Origin of the sequence: Psychrobacter sp. DM4 (assembly GCF_051307035.1) — a bacterium.
Lineage (GTDB): Bacteria > Pseudomonadota > Gammaproteobacteria > Pseudomonadales > Moraxellaceae > Psychrobacter.
On the sequence record NZ_CP195536.1, the window covers coordinates 2,307,917 to 2,327,153 of the forward strand.

The window sequence follows — 19,237 nt, forward strand, 5'->3', positions numbered from 1 at the left end:
AGTGGACGGCTTTTTTTAATAAAAGCTGTCTATTTCTGAGCCTTATTCATGCCTAAAAAGTACTAGCTACTTCAACCAATAAAGCTATAGCAATCAGAATAAATATAACTCCGCAAGTACGGTTGAGCCAAGTCAAACGATTACCAACATCGAGCCAGCCTGCTAGTTTTTTGCCCCCTAATGTATATATCAGCTGCCATATAGATTCACTCAAAAAGAAGCCTAACGTCAATAGTGCGTATTGCGACCATAACGGCGCAGCAAAATTGATAAACTTTGGAAAAAAGGCTGCAAAGAAAAGAATAGCTTTGGGATTGGATAGGGATACCCATATGCCTGTGCGAAACAAGTGCCAATTGCTGATAGTCGCTGTGATAGTCTCTTGAGCACTTGCTATGTCAGCGCTCATCTCCTCTGCATCTTCTATCAATCCACTACTATCGCCTGTATCACGCCATGAGACCACTCCTAGATAGATCAGGTAGAGCGCACCAATGACTTTGATAATATCGAGTAGCCAAGGCGACTGACGGCTAATAACATCAAGCCCGAGCAAGGTTGAGAGTAGTAAAATGAACAAGCCAAGACTCAACCCTGCTAGCGTCCATAACGTACGTTTGACGCCATAATTTAGACCGTACTGAAACGCCAGTAGCATGTTGGGGCCTGGGGTTGCGGATATAAAAAAGGTAGTGATAAAGAATACTGTGAATAGATGCCAAGACATTAGCAGCCCTTACTTTAAACTGGAACACTGATTCAATATTTGTATATAAAAAGAAAACACCGTCAATAAGACGGTGCATTTTATATTTATTCAAGACGTTAGCGTATTAGCTAACCGTGCAACTCTCTAGTAACTTTTGCAAAAATGCATCACAACGCTCAATCTCACTCAGCGCTACAAACTCATCGGCTTTGTGTGCTTGCTCAATACTACCTGGACCACAGATAATAGTCGGAATGCCCGCATTGGTAAACTGCCCACCTTCAGTTGCATAAGCGACTTTATGCGACTTGTCATCACCTGTGAGTGCGGCTACTAAAGCTTGTAGCTCACCATTGTCGCTATCGGTCATTGCAGGAACGCTCTCTTCTTGCGTCAGCTCGATACTCGTCTCAGGAGACCTCGCCTGCATTTGCGCACTTATCTGGGCTATCTTTTTTCTGATAGGCGCAATAACGTCCTCTTGGGTCATGTGCGGTAGGTTACGATAATCAAAAGTGAACTCGCAGAGGTTGGGAACGATATTGGTCGCCGTACCGCCCTCTATCGTACCCACTGACAGGGTTGAGAACGGGACATCAAATAAGTGGTCGTTGTCGTCACGACCACTAATCTTGTGAGCTAACTCATCGACATAACCGACCAGACGACTAGCATAGCTAATGGCATTAACGCCTTGGCTAGTTAGTGATGAGTGTGCTGACTTGCCGTGCACACGGCAGCGATAGACAGCGATGCCTTTATGTGCCACCACCATAGTCATCTTGGTTGGTTCCCCAACGATACAGTACTCAGGCTGAATACCGCGCGCCTTTAGATCTGCCAATATAAGCGGCGCACCTAGGCAACCTACCTCTTCATCAAATGACAACGCCAGATGTAGCGGACGTTTAAGCCGACCTGCTTTAGAGCGCTTTACCGCTTGTGGCAGCAGCGTCAATGCACAAGCGATAAAGCCTTTCATATCACAAGCCCCGCGCCCATATAGCTTATCGCCACGAATTGTCGCAGTGAACGGATCGGACACCCAGTCCTGACCGTCAACAGGCACGACATCAGTATGACCTGAGAGTACCAAGCCGCCATCTACAACATCAGCTTGCTCCCCTGCTGGGACGGTAACGAACAGATTGGCTTTGTTTTGCCTCTCATTAAAGGTCAAATCGACGTTTAGTCCTAGCTGAGCACAGTAGCCTTGGACGTCTGTGATAAGCGCCAAGTTTGAGTGACGGCTGACGGTATCAAAACCAATCAGACGGCTGAGCCAATCAAGACTAAGTGCTGGATAACTAGAAACAGTGGTATGATCATGGGTTACAGTCATAAGACATCCTTATCACAATAGAAAATTAGCAAGCATTAGGGCGTGTTTAACGGAGCGCTGTTGTAGGGCTATCATATGGATCTATGATGGGTTATGTTGATTCATGATATCGATGACAGGCGGCATAGGTTTTGATAGCTTACTCTCAGCCTGACGCTCCTTTGTGGTTTTGGCATTAATAGCGAGTCCAGAGATGAGAGCGATGTCTTTGACAGCCTTACGCTTACGTGTGGCAAAACTGACTGGCACCATACGCGCGAACTCATAGATATGTAAATAAGACTCTTCACCGCCTTCAAAGTCCTCCTCTTCATCTAGGCGAATGGCCCCAATCTTGGCAAGATCTGCTAGCATCTCGTTTTCATCAGCGCTGATTTGACAGTCAGTGATCCCAAAGCCCGTCATAAACCCATTAGCCCACTGTTTCAGTGCTATCACGCGCTCGTACAAGTCATGTTCATCATCTGGCACCAGTGGCGTATAAGAATAAGCATCGTCTTTGTCCTTGAGCTGAAATACTATGTCTTCGCTCTCTTCTGTTAGCAGTGTCAAGGCCGGCTCTGGTAGAGGCGCAAAACTCAGCTCCTCAAATACCTTTGCCCAGACCTGCTCATCGGGAGCATGACAGGCCGTCATCAGTCCTGTCATAAAACCATGTACTTCACTAATAGACACATCATTCCAATCCTCAAATGCGCTCAGCCAAGTATTCCAACCAGAGATATTATCATTCATAAACGATCCTAATTATTAAAATGAGCTATGGGTTGTGATAACCAATAGCACGTTTTGTCATCATGTTGTGTTGTACAGTAATGCGTGCAATTACTTTGTTGATATAGATATTATGCGGTCACCTATGGCATTATTAAACATAGTATTGACTCTAACTACTCAAATTCATTTGTAGACGCCACTTAAGGATAAACACTGACTATGTATGACCAACTCAAAACATTAGAAAAAACGGTACTTGATATCAAAAAACAGTATCAAACAGTCAGTCATGAGCTCACCCGTCTCAAACAGCAGCCAACTGCTGATCCAAAAGAACTATCAGCGCTCAAAATCAAGCTCGATAACAGTGATAAAGAGCGTGATAACGCCAAAAAACAAGTCGTTGATTTTGATAAGCGTTATCAAAGTCTAGCAGAAGCACATCATATGATTGGTGAAGAGCAAGACAAATTGCAGACTCAAATAAGCACTGTAGAGCAACAGAACAACGCGCTTAAACAAAGTAACGACGAGCTACAGCAGCAAAATGATAAGCTACAAAAGCAAAATAGCGACTTGCAAGAAAAGAATCAACTTGCCGCTGAGCGTACGCAAGTGGTCTTAAAACGATTGACTCGTATCGATCAAACAGACAGCTGATAAACTCATATGGCTATCGGTTATAGCTGTCATTTGCATATTTTTTAAATAGATCGTTTACCCCATTATTCTTATACTTTGTAGGACTTATTATGACTGACAACCAATCTGATGTATCAAACACTAAGACTGATCATGAACCGCAAACTGCTCAAAACAGTCCAAAAAACGAAGCTCAAACGCAAGAAGCGGCTATTAATAAATCAGTAGTAGAACGCCGTGTGTCGGCGAACGATATATCTGATTCTTCGCAATCCTCTAAGCCTGTGCAGACAAAAGCTGCTGTCGCAAAAGAGCCACAAATGAAGAAAGTAGAGATTACTATCGCTAGCGGCAAATATCCTATCTATTGCCCAGTACACGAAGAGGAAGAGCTGCGCTCAGCGGTATCTTATATCAATACTTATGCGCTAGAGCTTAGAGCAGAGGCGCCCAATCTGAGCCAAGAGAACTTATTAGTACTGTGTTGCTTGAACTTATATGAAAAAATAAACGGCAATAATAAAGATAATGAAGCACGTCGTAATGAGCATGAAAAGACACAAGGTCTGTTAGATAAAATCATAAAAGACGCACGGTCTATTTTATAAATTATCCAACCACTGAGGGTGTTAACGATAAGTTTTGCCAGCATGAAAGTCTGCTTGATGCTCGTAATTGCAAAAGAACAGCTCATTGGTTTGGTTTAAAGTAGGGTTTGTAGTCATAGCAGAACTATTAGTTTGGAGAGTTTCATTCTCTGTAGAAGATAACGGCATAGTTTCAACAACGCCGCGATATTCGGCCAAACTATGGCTACAAAAGTTGCAAACACGCGGCGTTGTGACATCGCCTTCTTGTGGCATCATGCTTCTAGGCGCGCGCGGGTACATGAACTTATAAAATGCCCACATACTGACCCAAATGATAATAAAAATGACAACCGCAGCAAACACAGCAAAGCTCCTTAGATTAGTAACCTACCTATAATTAATAGTGTAAATTCTACGTAAATAATCGCTATAGCACCGTCGTTATACTGTTAATAAAAAACTGGCTCACAAAGCCAGTTTTTTATTAATTGCAACCTGTTATCTTAAACTCATGACTTTCTCTAAACTTGCAGTTTGCGCCACTCTCAAAGTTGCAACTCACTGATATCAGCCACAGTCAAAAACAGCGCACGCACTTGCTTGAGTAGCGCTAAGCGATTGGCTTTTAGTGCCGCATCTTCGCTATTCACCATCACAGTATCAAAAAACTGGGTAAGCGGCTCATCTAAGCGAGCAAGCGTCTGCAACACTGGTGTGTAGTCGGCTGTTTTTAGCAGGGGTGCGACATCATCTTGAGCGTGCTGTATGGCTTGATATAAGTCTTGTTCGGCACCCTCATTTATCAGCGTCTTATTAATACTATTCACAACGTCGCCTTCAGACTTGGCTAAAATATTAGCCACGCGTTTGTTCGACTCTGAGAGCATACTCGCTTGCGGCAGCTCACTAAACGCTTGCACCGCACGGATACGTTGATCAAAATCAAGTGGCATATGCGGATTGATCGCTTGCACCGCTTGAATGGTATCGACGCTAACGCCTTGTTCCGTATACATCGCCCGATAGCGCGAATTTAAAAAGGTCATGACCTGCGTAAAAGTATCGCCCATTTTGGCAATTTTACTACCGCTATCATCGCTATACCCTTTAATCGCTTGCTCGACTAGTGCAACGAGATTAATCGGTAATTGCTTCTCGATTAATATACGCAAAATACCAATGGCTGAACGACGTAAGCTAAACGGATCTTTGGAACCTGTCGGCGCTTGATCAATAGCAAAGATACCGACTAGAGTATCTAAACGGTCTGCTAGTGCCAGACAAATACCAATCGGTGTCTGCGGCAGGACATCACCACTAAATTTAGGTAAATATTGCTCCTCAATACTAGCCGCTACTGCTTCTGACTCGCCATTCAAACGCGCATAGTAAGTTCCAGCAATCCCTTGCAGCTCAGGATATTCTCCGACCAATGAGCTGGCTAAGTCCGCTTTGGACAAGATTGCAGCACGCACGGTTTCGTCAATATCAATCGTCTGTCCCTGCTCTTGTATTAACGCTGCAATGAAAGCGGCGAGCTTTGCAACACGTTCAGACTTCTGCCAAATCGTCCCCAGCTGATCTTGAAACACTCGCGTTTTTAGACTGTCAGTTAGTGCAAACAGTGGTTGCTTTTGGTCTTGTAAAAAGAAGAATTCGGCATCCGCTAAACGTGGGCGTACGACCTTCTCATTACCTTCTATAATTTGCTTGGGATCTTTTGACTCAATGTTAGTAATAAAAATAAAGTAAGGTTGTAATTTTCCCGCCTTGTCCGTCAGACAAAAATACTTTTGATCCGCTTGCATAGTTGAGATCAGCGCCTCTTGCGGCACTTGCAAAAAGCGCGGCTCAAAGCTGGCGCGTAGTGCAATTGGGAAATCAACGAGCGCCGTGACCTCATCTAACAGACTTTGCGGGATGATAGGATTGGCATTGACTTCATCCGCTAGCGCCTTGACTTGGTTTTTGATGAGCATTTGACGCTGATCAAAATCTGCAATGACGTTGAGGTTTTTTAATAGCGCTTCATAGTCATTGGCGTGAGTAATCTTGTGATAATCAGGACTGTGAAAGCGATGACCACGAGTTTGCGTACCCGTGTCATGACCCTGAATTGTGGCGTCAATCACTGTGTCATCCTGCATCAATACTACCCACTGTACCGGACGGACAAATTCATCGCGGCTCGCACCTGAACGCATACGTTTGGCAATTGGTAGATTATCAAGCGCAGTTTGAAAAATGCTAGGTAGTAGCTCAGTGGTCGCTTGACCCTCTATTGTTTGCTCAAAACCAACGTAATCGCCTTTATCGGTCTTAATAGTCACAAGCTCACTGGCGTCAATGCCCAAACCCTTGGCAAAACCCATTGCAGCGCGCGTCGGATTACCATCGGCATCAAACGCCGCTTTAATCGCAGGACCGCGCTTTTGCTCACTGCGATTAGGCTGCTTATCACTAATACCTTCAATTTGAATCGCCAAACGGCGCGGCGCGGCAAAGGCTTTGATACTATCAAAAGTAATATCTGCTTCATTCAACTGCTCTACAACACTGTTCTCTAATGCATCACGAAGCGGTTTTAGGCTTTTTGGTGGTAGCTCTTCACACCCCAATTCAAATAAAATAGTACTCATAATGGACTCTATTTTTATAAATTTTTAATTAATACAAAAGCTTAATATTCGGCTATCTGCGGCAAATCATCAGTAATGTGATACCAAGGCGCTTTGCTAGCAACAAAGATATGACGTCTAGGGGTGACTTGTGGATCAGTATCCAAAGTTCCTAGTGGAAATCCTAATACATCAGGCTTGGCATCAAATTTGGTATAAATCTGCGAGCCACAAACACCGCAAAATCCTTTGTGCTCGCCTGCAGAGGATTCATAAAACGTTAGCAGCTTTTGACCTTGAGTCGTCTGCCAATCTTTCGTCAGCACCACGCCCCGAGTTCGAAACGCACTACTATGCAATTTTCGGCACATTGAGCAATGACAGTTTAAGACATCGGCTATGTCGCCATTGATTTGATACTGGATACCGCCGCAAAGACAGCTGCCTGCATGACTCATAATTTGCTCCATTGGCTTGCTACTCACTCTCAGATTTTGGTAGATACTTATCAAGCGCCGCTTGGCGATGTACCTCATCTGCGAGTGGAAAACCTAATTTAGCGCGTGCTTCGACATAGCCAAAAGCGACTCTGCGTGCCAGCGTACGCACGCGCAATATGAAACGCTGACGCTCAGTGACCGATATCGCGCCGCGAGCATCGAGTAGGTTAAAGGCATGCGAGGCTTTTAGCACCATCTCGTAGGCTGGCAATGGTAAACCCACATTAACTAGTTTGTCCGCTTGCTGCTCATAAAAGTCAAACATCTGACCCATCATAGGTACATCAGCGTGTTCAAAATTATAAGTCGACTGCTCCACCTCATTTTGATGAAAGACATCACCATACGTGACGCGTCCAAACTCACCATCTGCCCAAACCAAATCATAGACGCTATCGACGCCCTGCACATACATGGCCAAACGCTCAAGACCGTAAGTGATCTCACCTGTGACGGGGAAGCACTCGATACCGCCCACTTGCTGGAAGTAGGTAAACTGCGTGACCTCCATACCGTTGAGCCAAATCTCCCAGCCAAGTCCCCATGCGCCAAGCGTAGGCGACTCCCAATTATCTTCAACAAAACGCACATCATGCACGAGCGGATCGATACCAATAGCACGCAAAGAATCCAGATATAGCTCTTGAATATTAGGCGGATTAGGCTTTAGCACCACCTGAAACTGGTAATAATGCTGCAAGCGGTTAGGGTTGTCGCCATAACGACCATCAGTTGGGCGACGTGAGGGCTGAACATAAGCGGCGTTCCAGCGCTCAGGACCTAAGGATCGCAAAAACGTCGCCGTATGAAAAGTGCCTGCGCCCATTTCCATATCGTAAGGCTGCAAAATAACGCAGCCTTTTGACGCCCAAAAGCTTTGGAGCGTTAAAATCAGATCTTGAAAAGTCATCGGTTGCGTATTTTGGTCTTGGGTCATATCTTGACTGGTCATAATAATCACTATGAATGAGGGTTTTTAAATGATAAAAACTTGCGCAGCGGTTTTGCTGACAAGCCATATCTTGCTCACCTTACTAAAAATTGACTATTTTATCCATATTTACGTCAACTATATTTATAAGGAGCATTAGCTCTACTAGATACCGTAAAATTAAAGCAAAAAAATACCCAGATGAATAAACATCTGGGCAGGAGGAAAAGTATATCAGTCACCCTGTTCAGTCAGGATTTTATTTTTTTATACATTGTAATTCTTGTTATTACTACTTATTGCTATTAATACATAATTTATTGATAAGAGTGACTACTCGCTTTTGGCATAACAATCCAAAGAATCACGTAGATCAAAATACCAGGAACCGCAGCACTCAAGGTTGACACTAAAACAAAAAGTACACGTATCCACGTAGGCGACCATCCAAGATACTCTGCAATACCGCCCATCACACCAGCAAGCATACGATTATTGGTAGAACGATGTAATTTTACTAACTTAGCCAAATCCAATACCTCTCTGATATTTTATAATTTTAAGTTGAGCTCTTTCTATTTATTGTGAACTAACAATACAATACTGACTCAATTTTTATTCTAATATTTGTCAGTGCTTTCAACTTATGAATAATTATAGCAAGTATCTCCATAATGTCTGTTGATAGTGTAAGTATGCTTTGTGCATGTTGTGCTAATTAAGGTTGCTACAACCTATCATTGAGGTCAGTAACCCCCTGATTTTAAATAGATATTTCAAAATGTTTCAAAGGCTATTTGTTGCTCAATTATTACCTGAACTATACTGCTATCTCCACAATCTGATTACCTCCTTGAGCTTCAATGCTATATAATTCTGCTACATTATCGATAGAACCTCATCAAAAGTGATTGGTTTATAAGGGTTTTTATGCACGATGCCGGTCTTATGATAGGTCACTTTGAACCGCTACATTTAGGACAAATGCGCAGTATATTAGACGTAGCAGGTCAAGCCGAAACCTTACACATAGTCATCACCAAGCACCCTTCACCGCATCCAGACTTCGCTATTAGCTTACAAGACAAAGCGCGTTGGCTACAGATGGCTTGTGCAGACCTGCCTTTTATAGAGTTGCATGTCACGGACGAGATTGCCCTGCCAATGCACGAGCACTTATATAAGCACTCAAGTGATATCGCTATAGATATAGACAGTAGCAATGCCAAGTTGCAGCGTTTGATTGATGATTTAGCTTTACCTAGTGATTCGCCGCTTTTCGTCGCCCAGAATCATCCACTATCGCAACCTGATGTAAGAGAACAGCTAATAATGGATGTTGTAACAACGCCATTGCAATCTGAGTATGACTCTTATGCTATCGCTTGTGATCCTGTAGCACACTGGTCAGCGATTCATCCAGAGGCGCGCGGCGATTATACCAAGACCGTCGCTATCGTTGGCGGTGAGAGCTCTGGCAAGACGACTTTGGTACATAAGCTGGCCAACTATTATGGCGCCGCCTTTGTGCTGGAGATGGGACGCATATATATCGGTACCGATTTAGGCGGGCGTGAGCTTGGTTTGCAATACAGCGACTATACGCCGATCGTCCTTAACCATGCGCAAGCCATACGCGCAGCAAAGGCACAAGCGCGCGCGCCGATTACTATCGTTGATACTGACTTTGTGACGACGCAGGCGTTTTGTGAAGAGTACGAGGGACGCACGCATCCTTTTGTATCCGCTTGTATTGAGGAGCTACGTTTAGATTATACGATTATGCTCGATAACAATGTGCCTTGGGTCGATGACGGTATGCGCACGCTGGGTGATCCTGACGCACGGGGGCGCTTTGAGCAGCGGCTCTTAGATATATTTGCGCGGCATAACATAGAGCCGCATTTGATCGACGAGCTTGATTACGATGCGCGTTATAAACGAGCCATTATGTTTATTGATAAGCATATCTATAACAAAACAGCTTAAACTAAATAAAAATAGCGTACCTTATAATTTCACGCTCTAGTATTCTCAAGCCCTTATATTATCCATAACTTTTAGGACAGCACCATTATGCGCATTCAGCTTTTAGATAACATTACGGGTAAATGGTCGATGCAATGGATCGTCACTTGGTTCATTTTCGGCGTAATTGCGTTATCTGCAGGGTTTTGGCTCACTACCGATCATACTGGCCTAGATATGTTTTATCTGGGCGTATCATTCATTGGTCTGATCTGCGTCGTGTCTTTATCCTTTCGCAAAAATATATTGGGCAATGGGTTTGGTATGGGAGCGACCGCTGGTGAGGTTATCGTGCAAGGAACGGCAGGCTCAGTGGGTTTAATGCTCGCACCCCTATTCAACTTTTTCACCCATTTATACGGCTTATTTTACTGGTCAAAGAACACGGACGCTGATGGCAATATGATACCCAAATCAGCAAACAAGTGGGTGTGGCTGATCACTATCACTTTTATGGTAGTTGGTTTGGCGTTGTTTCCAACTATCAATGACCTGCTTGCCAGCTACGGCTATGGGGTCGTTGAAGAAGATAGTAGTCTGTTTTTAGGGTTCATCTCGTTCTTTTGGATTAACGTGATTGCTTTTATCTTGTCTATTACCGCACAGACGGCGATGATTTTGCGCTACTCCTTTAACTGGTGGCTTTGGATCATCTCTAACTTCGTCTGGTTGACTGTGAATTTGATGTCAGGCAATTATATCTTTGCTATTCAAACGATGGTTTATCAAGTCAATTCGTTCGTTGGGCTTTATGAGTGGTATCGTAGCGAGCGCGATTCGGTAGACGTGCCTATCTAGCTTAAAGCGTCATTGATCGATACTTATACTGGAGCTTATGACCGTAGGGTTGTTAGATAAGATGGCGCGATAAGGCAAATAATGCTACAACGGGTTGTATCCGTTCATGTATTTTGTACCCTGTTACTTAATAATGATTATTTATAAACCATCACTTACTAACATGGAGGTTAGCATGTCTCGTACTTCGCAACAACGGATGTCAAAACGCACGCTTGAGCAATGGCTCTCTGAGTATGCGGTCAGTCACCAAAACCTTGTCAACAAAAAAATCCATTGGATGGCCGTACCCACTATCTTTGTCAGTATCTTAGGTATGGGGATGTCACTATCTGTCTGGATTACTTTGGTACTGAGTGCTTTGGTTCTACTGTTTTATATGCAGCTCTCAACGCCGCTCTTTTTAGCAATGGGTATTTTTATCCTAATTTGTTTGAGTGTTATGGCAACGCTACCAATGGGCTTCAAAGCCTGGGCGTCTGTATTTGTCATTGCATGGATTGGACAGTTCATCGGGCACAAGATCGAGGGTCAAAAGCCATCGTTTTTTGAAGACTTAAAGTTCTTATTGATCGGTCCAGCTTGGGTTGCGAGCAGTTTGATGGGCGGCAAAAACAAGCAGACAGCTTAGTATTACGAATTTTAGACAAAAAAAAGGCCTCACAACTTAATAAAAGTTGTGAGGCCTTCGTGCTTTTTCAAGCCATATTTGGAGCGGGAAAAGAGATTCGAACTCTCGACCCCAACCTTGGCAAGGTTATGCTCTACCACTGAGCTATTCCCGCATAATCAAAACGTAGTAGCGTGAACTATTACCTCTCGATAGGCTGGCTATTTTAGCAACTATCCTGCTCATGTCAACCGCTATTTTGGCTTTTAACAGCAAAGATAAGCACACAAAGGCTATCTGCCATACTCACTCATTAGCAGGACATTGATTCTAAAGTTAATTGTGTCATTGTCTGCACTCTCATACCCTTACTATTTTTCAAGTTATTAAGCTCACTACTGGTAAGTATTGTTCTGCTAAATGTTGCCTGTAACCTTCTTGTAGCGCTTTTGCTTACAGTGCTACTTATTAATGTTACTTATGTCATATTACATTTAAGGGTAAACCCTTATTATACTCAGTCTATATTTTTTATTTTTAGTCGGCTTGACTTTTGCTATGCTTAGTTTGCTTTAGATTAGCATTGGCATATAGCGAGTTAATTGAATCTTATCTATTTAAGCTTTGTACCATTTTATATCAATACCATTTTTTATTTAGTTTTGAGGATTACTCTTATGAAAAGATTACTGACGACAACTATTATGGCAGCATCGTTATCTGGCCTTGCGCTAACAGGTTGTACGAGCACAACTAACAGCGGCGCGGTCGGTGTTGATCGACAGCAGCTATTACTAGTGTCAAACGAGCAAGTATTGCAAATGTCAGCGCAGAGCTATGCTAAGACGTTGCAAGATGCCAAAAAAGCTAGAGTACTTGATACCAATAGAGCACAGCTCAATCGTCTAAAGAACATCTCTAATCGTTTGATTTCTCAAGTGGGCGTTTATCGTCCAGACGCGGCCAAGTGGAATTGGGAAGTCCATACAATCAAATCGAACCAGCTCAATGCCTTTGTTATGCCAGGCGGCAAAATCATGTTCTATTCAGGCATCATTGATCGCTTAAATTTAACCGATGATGAAATTGCTGCCATTATGGGACATGAGATATCACATGCCCTACGTGAGCACTCGCGCGAGCGTCTTTCACGCCAGTATGCGACTCAGACAGGTATCGGTGTCGCAGCTAGTATCTTTGGTCTATCGCAAGGTCAAGCGCAAATCGCTAACGTTGCAGGTGACCTTGGTTTGAGTCGTCCGCACAGTCGTACCCAAGAGAGCGAGGCGGACCAGATCGGTCTTGAGCTCATGGCACGTGCAGGTTACAACCCGCAAGCAGCGATTACGCTATGGCAAAAAATGCAACGCGCCAGCCAAGGCGAGCCGCCGCAGTTCTTAAGCACTCACCCAACAAGTGGCAATCGTATTGCCGAAATACAATCTCTACTACCAAGAGTAATGCCGCTGTATCAAAAGTCGCGTCGTTAGTACGGCGCAGGTAATAGATTAAAAAAGGCAGAGTGTCATATGTATGTGCTCTGCTTTTTTATGTCTTTTAGTCTCTTGTCCTACTGTCTTTACCTATACCGATGTCTGTTATAATGACGTGAACATGACCTAATTTTTATCACTTGTTTTTATGGCTTACTGTCATTAAAGGATCGCTATGAGTAATTTGATTTCTAATGATGCGCCAGTAGCCTCGGCACTCACAATGGCGTTACAGACCTTACATCCTGATTATCTTGAGCTGGTTAATGAATCGATGAATCATGCAGGCTACTTTGAAGGCAAAGAGAGTCATTTTAAGCTGACACTCGTTAGTGAGGCGTTTAACGGTAAGCGCTTGGTCACGCGTCATCAGTTGGTATACGAAGCCGTGGCAGAGTTACTAACCTCAAAAGGTGGTAGCGTACATGCTTTGGCTATTCATGCTTATATTCCTAGTGAGTGGCAGGCTCAAGGACGCAGTCCTGATAGCCCTCTATGTGCTGGACAAAACCAATAACACTGTCTTATTCACTATAAAGTATCGCAGTTAGGGAAACCCTATACAATGAAACATCTACATACGCTATTGGCACTGATCGTTATCGGACTGTTTATCTATCAAAGTATTCTAGTGTTAAGCGCCAACAGACAAGCGCCGCGCGTCATCAAAATTGCCAATCATATTGTCTACGCCCTAATTATCGTCTCGGGTGCTTGGATGCTCATGCAATTAATGAGTGTTAATGCTCCCGTGCAATGGGTCTTTGCCAAGATTATATTGCTATTAGCTGCTATCAGCGCGAGTGTAAAGGCGTTCAAACCTGACGCAACTTCTAGTCAAAGCAAGGTCGGTATCGTTATCGCTGGTATTGCCTATGCCAGTATCGTAACTTTGGCTTATACCAAACCTGAGAACTTCTTTTAGTACTTAATCTTTCTTTTAGTACTTATCTAAAGTGATCGTGACGCCTAGATATCAGAATATAGACCCTTGGTTACATTGTTATTGCTATCTACAACTATCCGTTTTATAGTAATACAATCAATTAGATACCTATCTTTAGCATTTAGACTTAAGCCTACTGGAATGACTATGAAAACTTTGACCGCATCAACACTATTGGCAGCAACTAGTATGCTTACCTTGGCAGGTTGTGCTGCTACTGGTAGTATTACTCCGCAATATGTCCCGCCTAACACGTATCAAAGCTATGACTGTCAATCACTCAGCCAGGAGTACGCGCGCGTTGAACGCTATGTAGATGCTGCGCTCAATGAGCAGTCCACTTTTTCGGCATCTGGTGTTGGCGTTGGTATATCAGCAGGACGCTGGGGTATCTCACCTAATATCAGTTTTGGCGTTGGTAGAAGCAACGATAAAAAAGTGCGCAATGCCAAGTTATCTAGGCTTTACGGTGAAGCTGATGCTATCATCCAGTCCGCGCGCGTTAAGCGCTGTAGCTTTGCCAACGGCATAAAAATATACGGTGAGTAATTAAGTAAAGCACTTCTTGTCTAAAGTAAGAAAAGCCAATACGCGATTAACGTATTGGCTTTTTTAGTTGTGAGAGACTACTTATATACAATAACAGTAAGCGAATTAGAGCTATAGACCACTTACCCATTGTACAATTTGACCCGTTGGTAGCGCACCGGATTGACGAGCTACCTCTTTACCGCCTCTAAAAGCGACCATCGTCGGTAGACTGCGGATATTATAAGGCGCTGCCGCTTGCTCATATTTATCAGTTTGAATTTTTGCAAACACCACTTCTGGTAATTGTTTGGCGGCTTCTTTAAAACTAGGCGCCATCATCAGGCACGGCTGACACCAGCTTGCCCAAAAATCTACAATCGTTAATATATCGTTTTTTTGAATGACTTTATTAACGGTTCGACCTGTGAGCTCTTGAGGACTTGCGGTTAGTAGTGGCTGACTACATTTGCCGCACTTAGCCTCATCACTTAAACGCTCAGCTGGCAGACGATTGGTCGCTTGACAACGCGGACAGACGATATAAAAGCTTTCTGTGCTCATATAAACTCCTAGTTTACTATTTTAGACAATCTCAATCAGCGTATGCTCTGAGAGCACTGAACCGATCTAATTCATAGCGATTTTAGCACGGTTGCTCACACTTATCGTCTAAACGGCTTGATGTGCTGAGCCACTGTATACATAAGTCATCGGTCGCGGACCAGGTAGATATTCAGCAGTCAAGTCATCGATAACAAATCCACCTGCTCGAATGAGTGCTGGTATATCACGATCCAAATGGCAGCCGCCGGCCATGGGCTTCCAAAATGGTGTCAGTCGATGCTGCCAACGCTCAACAGTAGGATCTGGTGCTAGGCCATGCTCACAAAATAACAGTCGACCATTGGGCTTTAACACGCGCGCCATCTCTTTAAGCGCAGGCAGCGGATCTTTGATACTACAGAGCGTAAAGGTCATAACGATAGTATCAAAACGATCCGTTTCGGCAGCGATACCCTGCACATCTACGGCCAGCACCTCGACAGGGATACTGATATCAGCAGCACGCTCACGTGCCAGCGTTTGCATTTGCGCCGCTGGGTCAACACCGATGATAGTAGACACTTTATCAGCATCATAAAACGCTAAGTTAAGTCCGCTACCAAGCCCAATCTCTAACACCTCACCTACTGATTGAGGGACTATGCTGGCACGCGCTTTCATTACATTGCCTGTACTACAGGCCATATCTATCATCTTTGGTAGCACATAGCGCTCATACGGATTCATTACGCTCTCCAATTATATAAATGATAAGGCTTCTAATAGAGCACTTCATAAAAACACAGCATAATTTGGCTTATTATTCAAATGCTTTGGCGTTGATAGGTACTTTGAGATAGCGTACGCCATTGTCTTCAGGATCTGGAAAGTGACCTGCGTCGATATTGACTTGAACCGAGGGAATAATCAGACGCGGCATATCTAGCGTAGCATCACGGCGCTCACGCATCTCTACGAACTCAGCTTCATTAATACCGTCTTTGACATGGATATTACCCAGTTTTTGCGCGGCAACAGTCGTTGAGGGGCAATGCTTGCGACCTTGGCTTGGGTAGTCATGACACAGGTACATCATCGTATCTCCATCAAGCGCTAATAGCTTTTGGATCGACTGATATAGAGTTTTGGCATCACCACCAGGAAAATCACAGCGCGCCGTACCAACATCAGGGGCAAATATAGTATCCCCCGTGAATACCGCTGACTTTTCATCATCCGTTGCCACATAAGCCATGTCAGCTGGCGTATGACCGGGTACGTGCATGACGCTAATATTGATATCACCCAAAGTCAAAATGGTGTCTTCATCTGTTAAGATATCGAATTGGCTGGCGTCCGTGCGAAAGCTAGTATCAAAGTTATAGACTTGCTTAAATATCTTTTGCACGTCGGTGATATATTTACCGATAACCAACTGCCCGCCCAGCATCTCTTTGACATGTATTGCAGCTGACAGGTGATCGGCGTGAGCGTGGGTCTCGATAATATAAACTAATTTCCAACCTTTTGTGCGGACGAACTCAATGACCTCATCGACGCTAGTGGTATCGCTAAAACCAGACTTGGCATCAAAATCTAACACAGGATCGATAATGGCACATAGGTTGTGTTTGGTATCTGCCAATACATGACTATAGGTCTCAGTATCTTGGTGCAAAAAAGAATGAACTTGCATGGTTACCTCTCTAATTGTTTGCTCTATCTATTTTTGGATAAAGGGAATAGAAAGAATATAGCAGTTAGCATACAATTTATCAATTTATATAATGTTAATAATAATAACTTGATAACCTTCATTAAATCATGAATACTTTACTAAGTATTCTGATACTTGTGGATATCTATCTACACTAAGGTCTTATCTTATAGCCAATGTTAGATATATATTTGCTAAGGATAGATAATAGATTGGTCCTGCACGTTTTAATGTTGAGTGTTAAAATACTTGCTTACAACCATTTATAGCATTACTTTAATAACCGCGATTCATTTCGCGATGCTTTTCTCTAAGGAGATCACTCTGACCACTTCTACCCCAGCCACAGCCTCGAATGATACAGATATCGTGCCAGCCAATTTAGCGACGCAGATGCAAGCGGCCTCAAAACAGGCGAGTAAACTGCTCAAATCGCTCTCGCATCCTGATCGATTATTATTGTTGTGTCAGCTTACCCAAGGAGAATACTGTGTCGGTGATCTAGAGCAACTGGTCGGTGTGGGTCAGCCAAGCCTATCGCAGCAGCTGGGTATTTTGCGTAAAGACGAGTTAGTCGCCACGCGTCGTGAGGGCAAGCAAATCTACTACAGTATCGCAAGCGATGATGCTTTGGCAGTATTACAGCTACTTTATCAGCGTTTTTGTGCGCCGGCAGAGTAGATCAATATAGTTTGTAGAGGTTGCCTTTTTAACCGAAATTCGATGTGATGACCTGCTAATATGCCCTCTCTTGCCACTCGTCTCATTCCAGACTGGTTACGTCAATACCAATTAGCAGCCTTACCTACGGATGTTATCGCAGGCTTAGTCGTCGGTGTGCTCGTCATTCCGCAAAGTCTCGGTTATGCCGTGTTGGCAGGATTGCCACCGGTATATGGTCTGTATGCAGCCATCGTGCCTGTTATCGTCTACGCTTGGTTAGGATCGAGCAATGTACAGGCGGTTGGACCCGTCGCTATTACCGCTATTATGACGGCTAGTAGCTTACATGCCTATGCCGACCGCGGCGCTGAGCACTATATCTTGATGGCAAGCTTGCTCGCTTTTATGGTTGGGGCGTTGCTGTGGATAGCAGGACGGCTAAAACTTGGCTGGATCATGCAGTTCATTAGTCGCGGTGTGTCAGCGGGGTTTATTAGCGGGGCGGCAGTCCTTATCTTTGTGAGCCAGCTCAAATATTTAACAGCGATACCGATAACAGGTAACAGCCTAATTGGTTACTTATCGAGTATGCAGCTGTATATATACCTATTGCATCCTTTAACGCTTGTCATTGGTGTTGTCGCTTTTATCCTTTTGGTCAGTAACCGCTACGCTAGCAAATGGCTATGGCGCTCTTGGTTATCAGCGAATTATGCCAAGTGGGCTGAGCGCTTATTTCCGCTAATTTTATTGATTGTCGCCATTTTACTTAGCCTGCTCTTGAACTGGTCAACGCGAGATGTCGCTACTATCGGTAGTATTCCTCAAGGGCTACCAACATTTATCATACCGCATGTGCCAAGCTTTCAAGAAGCGCTTGAGCTGTTACCCGCCGCAGGATTGATGGCGCTTATTGTCTTTGTCTCTAGCAGCTCAGTGGCGAGCATTTACGCTCGCAGGCGCGGCGAGACATTTGATGCCAATCGTGAGCTGACAGGGTTAGGACTGGCTAATTTGGCAGGTGGTTTGTTTCAGAGCTTTACGGTTGCAGGTGGGTTTTCTCGTACGGCTATCAATGTAGATTCAGGTGCCAAAACGCCACTTGCAAGCCTCGTCACAGTCATCGTTATGGTTGCTGCGTTGATTGCTTTTAGCGAGGCATTAGCGCCTCTACCCTATGCGATTTTGGGCGCGACGATCATGGCCTCTATCGTTGGGCTGATTGACTTTGCTACCCTACAGTCTGCGCGAAAGCGTGACCGTTTGGATGCAGTTAGTTTTATCGCCGCCTTTATCGGAGTGCTCATATTTGGTCTTAACACCGGTCTGATTATAGGTCTGATGGTCTCTTTTGCCAGTCTCATATGGCAGTCCAGCCAGCCTCATGTCGCAGTTGTTGGACAATTAGGAGATACAGGACATTTTCGCAATATTAATCGCCATGATGTGGTAACTTTTGAGCGATTGCTGATGCTGCGTATCGATGAGAGTTTATTCTTTGGTAACACCGAATCGGTTCATCGGCGCATCTTACAGTCCGTACGGCAGTATCCACAGGCCTGTGAGATTATTCTCATGATGGCAGCGGTCAATCATATTGATCTGACCGCTCAAGAGATGCTAATGACTTTGACCCGAGAGCTTACGGTACAAGATAAGCGCTTGCACTTTAGCTTCGTCAAGGGACCTGTTATGGATATCATCGGTGATACTCCAGTTATCACCGAGTTATCAGGGCAGGTATTTATGAGTACCTTAGAGGCTGTTAATACTCTAAAGAATGAATTGCCGAGTACCACGCACTCCTATCTGTCTTAAATCGATACCGGCTATTGCTGTCTACTACCGAATGCCGTTAT

At 44.1% G+C, this 19,237-nt stretch carries 22 protein-coding genes and 1 tRNA gene; 11 read left to right on the plus strand and 12 right to left on the minus strand.

Annotated elements, in window-relative coordinates:
* Nucleotides 1–52 precede the first annotated feature (52 nt).
* The 3 genes from ACR64G_RS09815 to ACR64G_RS09825 all read right to left on the minus strand — a co-directional run bounded on the left by ACR64G_RS09815 (nucleotide 53) and on the right by ACR64G_RS09825 (nucleotide 2,786).
* Nucleotides 53–727: a LysE family translocator gene (locus ACR64G_RS09815; RefSeq protein WP_435979115.1), complete on the minus strand. Its 675-nt coding sequence runs from the start codon at nucleotides 725–727 to the stop codon at nucleotides 53–55.
* 106 nt (nucleotides 728–833) lie between these two features.
* Entirely contained in the window at nucleotides 834–2,051 is a 1,218-nt protein-coding gene (gene argE / locus ACR64G_RS09820; RefSeq protein WP_435979116.1) for an acetylornithine deacetylase, read from the minus strand.
* Nucleotides 2,052–2,132: 81 nt separating this feature from the next.
* On the minus strand, nucleotides 2,133–2,786 hold the full coding sequence (locus ACR64G_RS09825) for a UPF0149 family protein (RefSeq protein WP_435979117.1): 654 nt from the start codon (nucleotides 2,784–2,786) through the stop codon (nucleotides 2,133–2,135).
* Between the two features lie 201 nt (nucleotides 2,787–2,987).
* On the opposite strand from ACR64G_RS09825, the gene ACR64G_RS09830 reads away from it, so the two are divergent.
* Together ACR64G_RS09830 and ACR64G_RS09835 are read left to right on the plus strand one after the other, a co-directional pair.
* Nucleotides 2,988–3,428 carry a hypothetical protein gene (locus ACR64G_RS09830; RefSeq protein WP_435979118.1) on the plus strand — a complete coding sequence of 147 codons (441 nt, stop codon included), beginning with the start codon at nucleotides 2,988–2,990 and terminating at the stop codon, nucleotides 3,426–3,428.
* 92 nt (nucleotides 3,429–3,520) lie between these two features.
* On the plus strand, nucleotides 3,521–4,018 hold the full coding sequence (locus ACR64G_RS09835; RefSeq protein WP_435979119.1) for a cell division protein ZapA: 498 nt from the start codon (nucleotides 3,521–3,523) through the stop codon (nucleotides 4,016–4,018).
* A gap of 21 nt (nucleotides 4,019–4,039) precedes the next feature.
* Here the strand turns inward: ACR64G_RS09835 and ACR64G_RS09840 are convergent, their stop codons facing one another.
* From ACR64G_RS09840 to ACR64G_RS09860, 5 genes are all read right to left on the minus strand, one after another.
* Nucleotides 4,040–4,363 (minus strand): hypothetical protein, encoded by a 324-nt coding sequence (locus ACR64G_RS09840; protein WP_435979120.1) that lies wholly within the window; start codon nucleotides 4,361–4,363, stop codon nucleotides 4,040–4,042.
* A gap of 182 nt (nucleotides 4,364–4,545) precedes the next feature.
* Nucleotides 4,546–6,639: a glycine--tRNA ligase subunit beta gene (gene glyS, locus ACR64G_RS09845; RefSeq protein ID WP_435979121.1), complete on the minus strand. Its 2,094-nt coding sequence runs from the start codon at nucleotides 6,637–6,639 to the stop codon at nucleotides 4,546–4,548.
* A 41-nt stretch (nucleotides 6,640–6,680) separates the two neighbouring features.
* A complete protein-coding gene (locus ACR64G_RS09850) occupies nucleotides 6,681–7,076 on the minus strand; it encodes a GFA family protein (protein ID WP_435979122.1) in 396 nt (131 codons plus the stop codon).
* A gap of 19 nt (nucleotides 7,077–7,095) precedes the next feature.
* Entirely contained in the window at nucleotides 7,096–8,070 is a 975-nt protein-coding gene (gene glyQ / locus ACR64G_RS09855; RefSeq protein ID WP_435979123.1) for a glycine--tRNA ligase subunit alpha, read from the minus strand.
* A 296-nt stretch (nucleotides 8,071–8,366) separates the two neighbouring features.
* Nucleotides 8,367–8,579: a PspC domain-containing protein gene (locus ACR64G_RS09860; RefSeq protein WP_435979124.1), complete on the minus strand. Its 213-nt coding sequence runs from the start codon at nucleotides 8,577–8,579 to the stop codon at nucleotides 8,367–8,369.
* Nucleotides 8,580–8,979: 400 nt separating this feature from the next.
* Between ACR64G_RS09860 and nadR the strand changes: the two genes are divergently transcribed.
* The 3 genes from nadR to ACR64G_RS09875 all read left to right on the plus strand — a co-directional run bounded on the left by nadR (nucleotide 8,980) and on the right by ACR64G_RS09875 (nucleotide 11,506).
* Nucleotides 8,980–10,038 carry a multifunctional transcriptional regulator/nicotinamide-nucleotide adenylyltransferase/ribosylnicotinamide kinase NadR gene (gene nadR, locus ACR64G_RS09865; RefSeq protein ID WP_435979125.1) on the plus strand — a complete coding sequence of 353 codons (1,059 nt, stop codon included), beginning with the start codon at nucleotides 8,980–8,982 and terminating at the stop codon, nucleotides 10,036–10,038.
* An 87-nt stretch (nucleotides 10,039–10,125) separates the two neighbouring features.
* The gene (gene pnuC / locus ACR64G_RS09870) at nucleotides 10,126–10,875 is read left to right on the plus strand and encodes a nicotinamide riboside transporter PnuC (protein WP_435979126.1); all 750 of its coding nucleotides are present in this window, start codon (nucleotides 10,126–10,128) and stop codon (nucleotides 10,873–10,875) included.
* Nucleotides 10,876–11,050: 175 nt separating this feature from the next.
* Entirely contained in the window at nucleotides 11,051–11,506 is a 456-nt protein-coding gene (locus ACR64G_RS09875; protein ID WP_435979127.1) for a DUF962 domain-containing protein, read from the plus strand.
* A gap of 79 nt (nucleotides 11,507–11,585) precedes the next feature.
* Here the strand turns inward: ACR64G_RS09875 and ACR64G_RS09880 are convergent.
* Nucleotides 11,586–11,660 (minus strand) — tRNA-Gly (locus ACR64G_RS09880).
* Nucleotides 11,661–12,162: 502 nt separating this feature from the next.
* On the opposite strand from ACR64G_RS09880, the gene ACR64G_RS09885 reads away from it, so the two are divergent.
* The 4 genes from ACR64G_RS09885 to ACR64G_RS09900 all read left to right on the plus strand — a co-directional run bounded on the left by ACR64G_RS09885 (nucleotide 12,163) and on the right by ACR64G_RS09900 (nucleotide 14,473).
* Nucleotides 12,163–12,975: a M48 family metallopeptidase gene (locus ACR64G_RS09885; RefSeq protein WP_435979128.1), complete on the plus strand. Its 813-nt coding sequence runs from the start codon at nucleotides 12,163–12,165 to the stop codon at nucleotides 12,973–12,975.
* Between the two features lie 178 nt (nucleotides 12,976–13,153).
* On the plus strand, nucleotides 13,154–13,495 hold the full coding sequence (locus ACR64G_RS09890) for a BolA family protein (RefSeq protein ID WP_435979129.1): 342 nt from the start codon (nucleotides 13,154–13,156) through the stop codon (nucleotides 13,493–13,495).
* 48 nt (nucleotides 13,496–13,543) lie between these two features.
* Nucleotides 13,544–13,903, plus strand: coding sequence for a SirB2 family protein (locus ACR64G_RS09895; RefSeq protein WP_435979130.1), 360 nt, complete (start codon nucleotides 13,544–13,546; stop codon nucleotides 13,901–13,903).
* A 168-nt stretch (nucleotides 13,904–14,071) separates the two neighbouring features.
* Nucleotides 14,072–14,473: a hypothetical protein gene (locus tag ACR64G_RS09900; RefSeq protein ID WP_435979131.1), complete on the plus strand. Its 402-nt coding sequence runs from the start codon at nucleotides 14,072–14,074 to the stop codon at nucleotides 14,471–14,473.
* A gap of 111 nt (nucleotides 14,474–14,584) precedes the next feature.
* Here the strand turns inward: ACR64G_RS09900 and trxC are convergent, their stop codons facing one another.
* The 3 genes from trxC to ACR64G_RS09915 all read right to left on the minus strand — a co-directional run bounded on the left by trxC (nucleotide 14,585) and on the right by ACR64G_RS09915 (nucleotide 16,694).
* Nucleotides 14,585–15,016 carry a thioredoxin TrxC gene (trxC, locus tag ACR64G_RS09905; protein ID WP_435979132.1) on the minus strand — a complete coding sequence of 144 codons (432 nt, stop codon included), beginning with the start codon at nucleotides 15,014–15,016 and terminating at the stop codon, nucleotides 14,585–14,587.
* A 108-nt stretch (nucleotides 15,017–15,124) separates the two neighbouring features.
* Complete coding sequence (locus ACR64G_RS09910; protein ID WP_435979133.1) at nucleotides 15,125–15,745, minus strand: class I SAM-dependent methyltransferase; 621 nt, start codon at nucleotides 15,743–15,745, stop codon at nucleotides 15,125–15,127.
* Nucleotides 15,746–15,818: 73 nt separating this feature from the next.
* The gene (locus ACR64G_RS09915) at nucleotides 15,819–16,694 is read right to left on the minus strand and encodes an MBL fold metallo-hydrolase (protein ID WP_435979134.1); all 876 of its coding nucleotides are present in this window, start codon (nucleotides 16,692–16,694) and stop codon (nucleotides 15,819–15,821) included.
* Between the two features lie 321 nt (nucleotides 16,695–17,015).
* On the opposite strand from ACR64G_RS09915, the gene ACR64G_RS09920 reads away from it, so the two are divergent.
* Together ACR64G_RS09920 and ACR64G_RS09925 are read left to right on the plus strand one after the other, a co-directional pair.
* Nucleotides 17,016–17,396, plus strand: a complete 381-nt coding sequence (locus ACR64G_RS09920; RefSeq protein WP_435979135.1) for an ArsR/SmtB family transcription factor — start codon at nucleotides 17,016–17,018, stop codon at nucleotides 17,394–17,396.
* 60 nt (nucleotides 17,397–17,456) lie between these two features.
* Nucleotides 17,457–19,196 carry a SulP family inorganic anion transporter gene (locus ACR64G_RS09925; RefSeq protein WP_435979136.1) on the plus strand — a complete coding sequence of 580 codons (1,740 nt, stop codon included), beginning with the start codon at nucleotides 17,457–17,459 and terminating at the stop codon, nucleotides 19,194–19,196.
* Nucleotides 19,197–19,237: the final 41 nt, after the last annotated feature.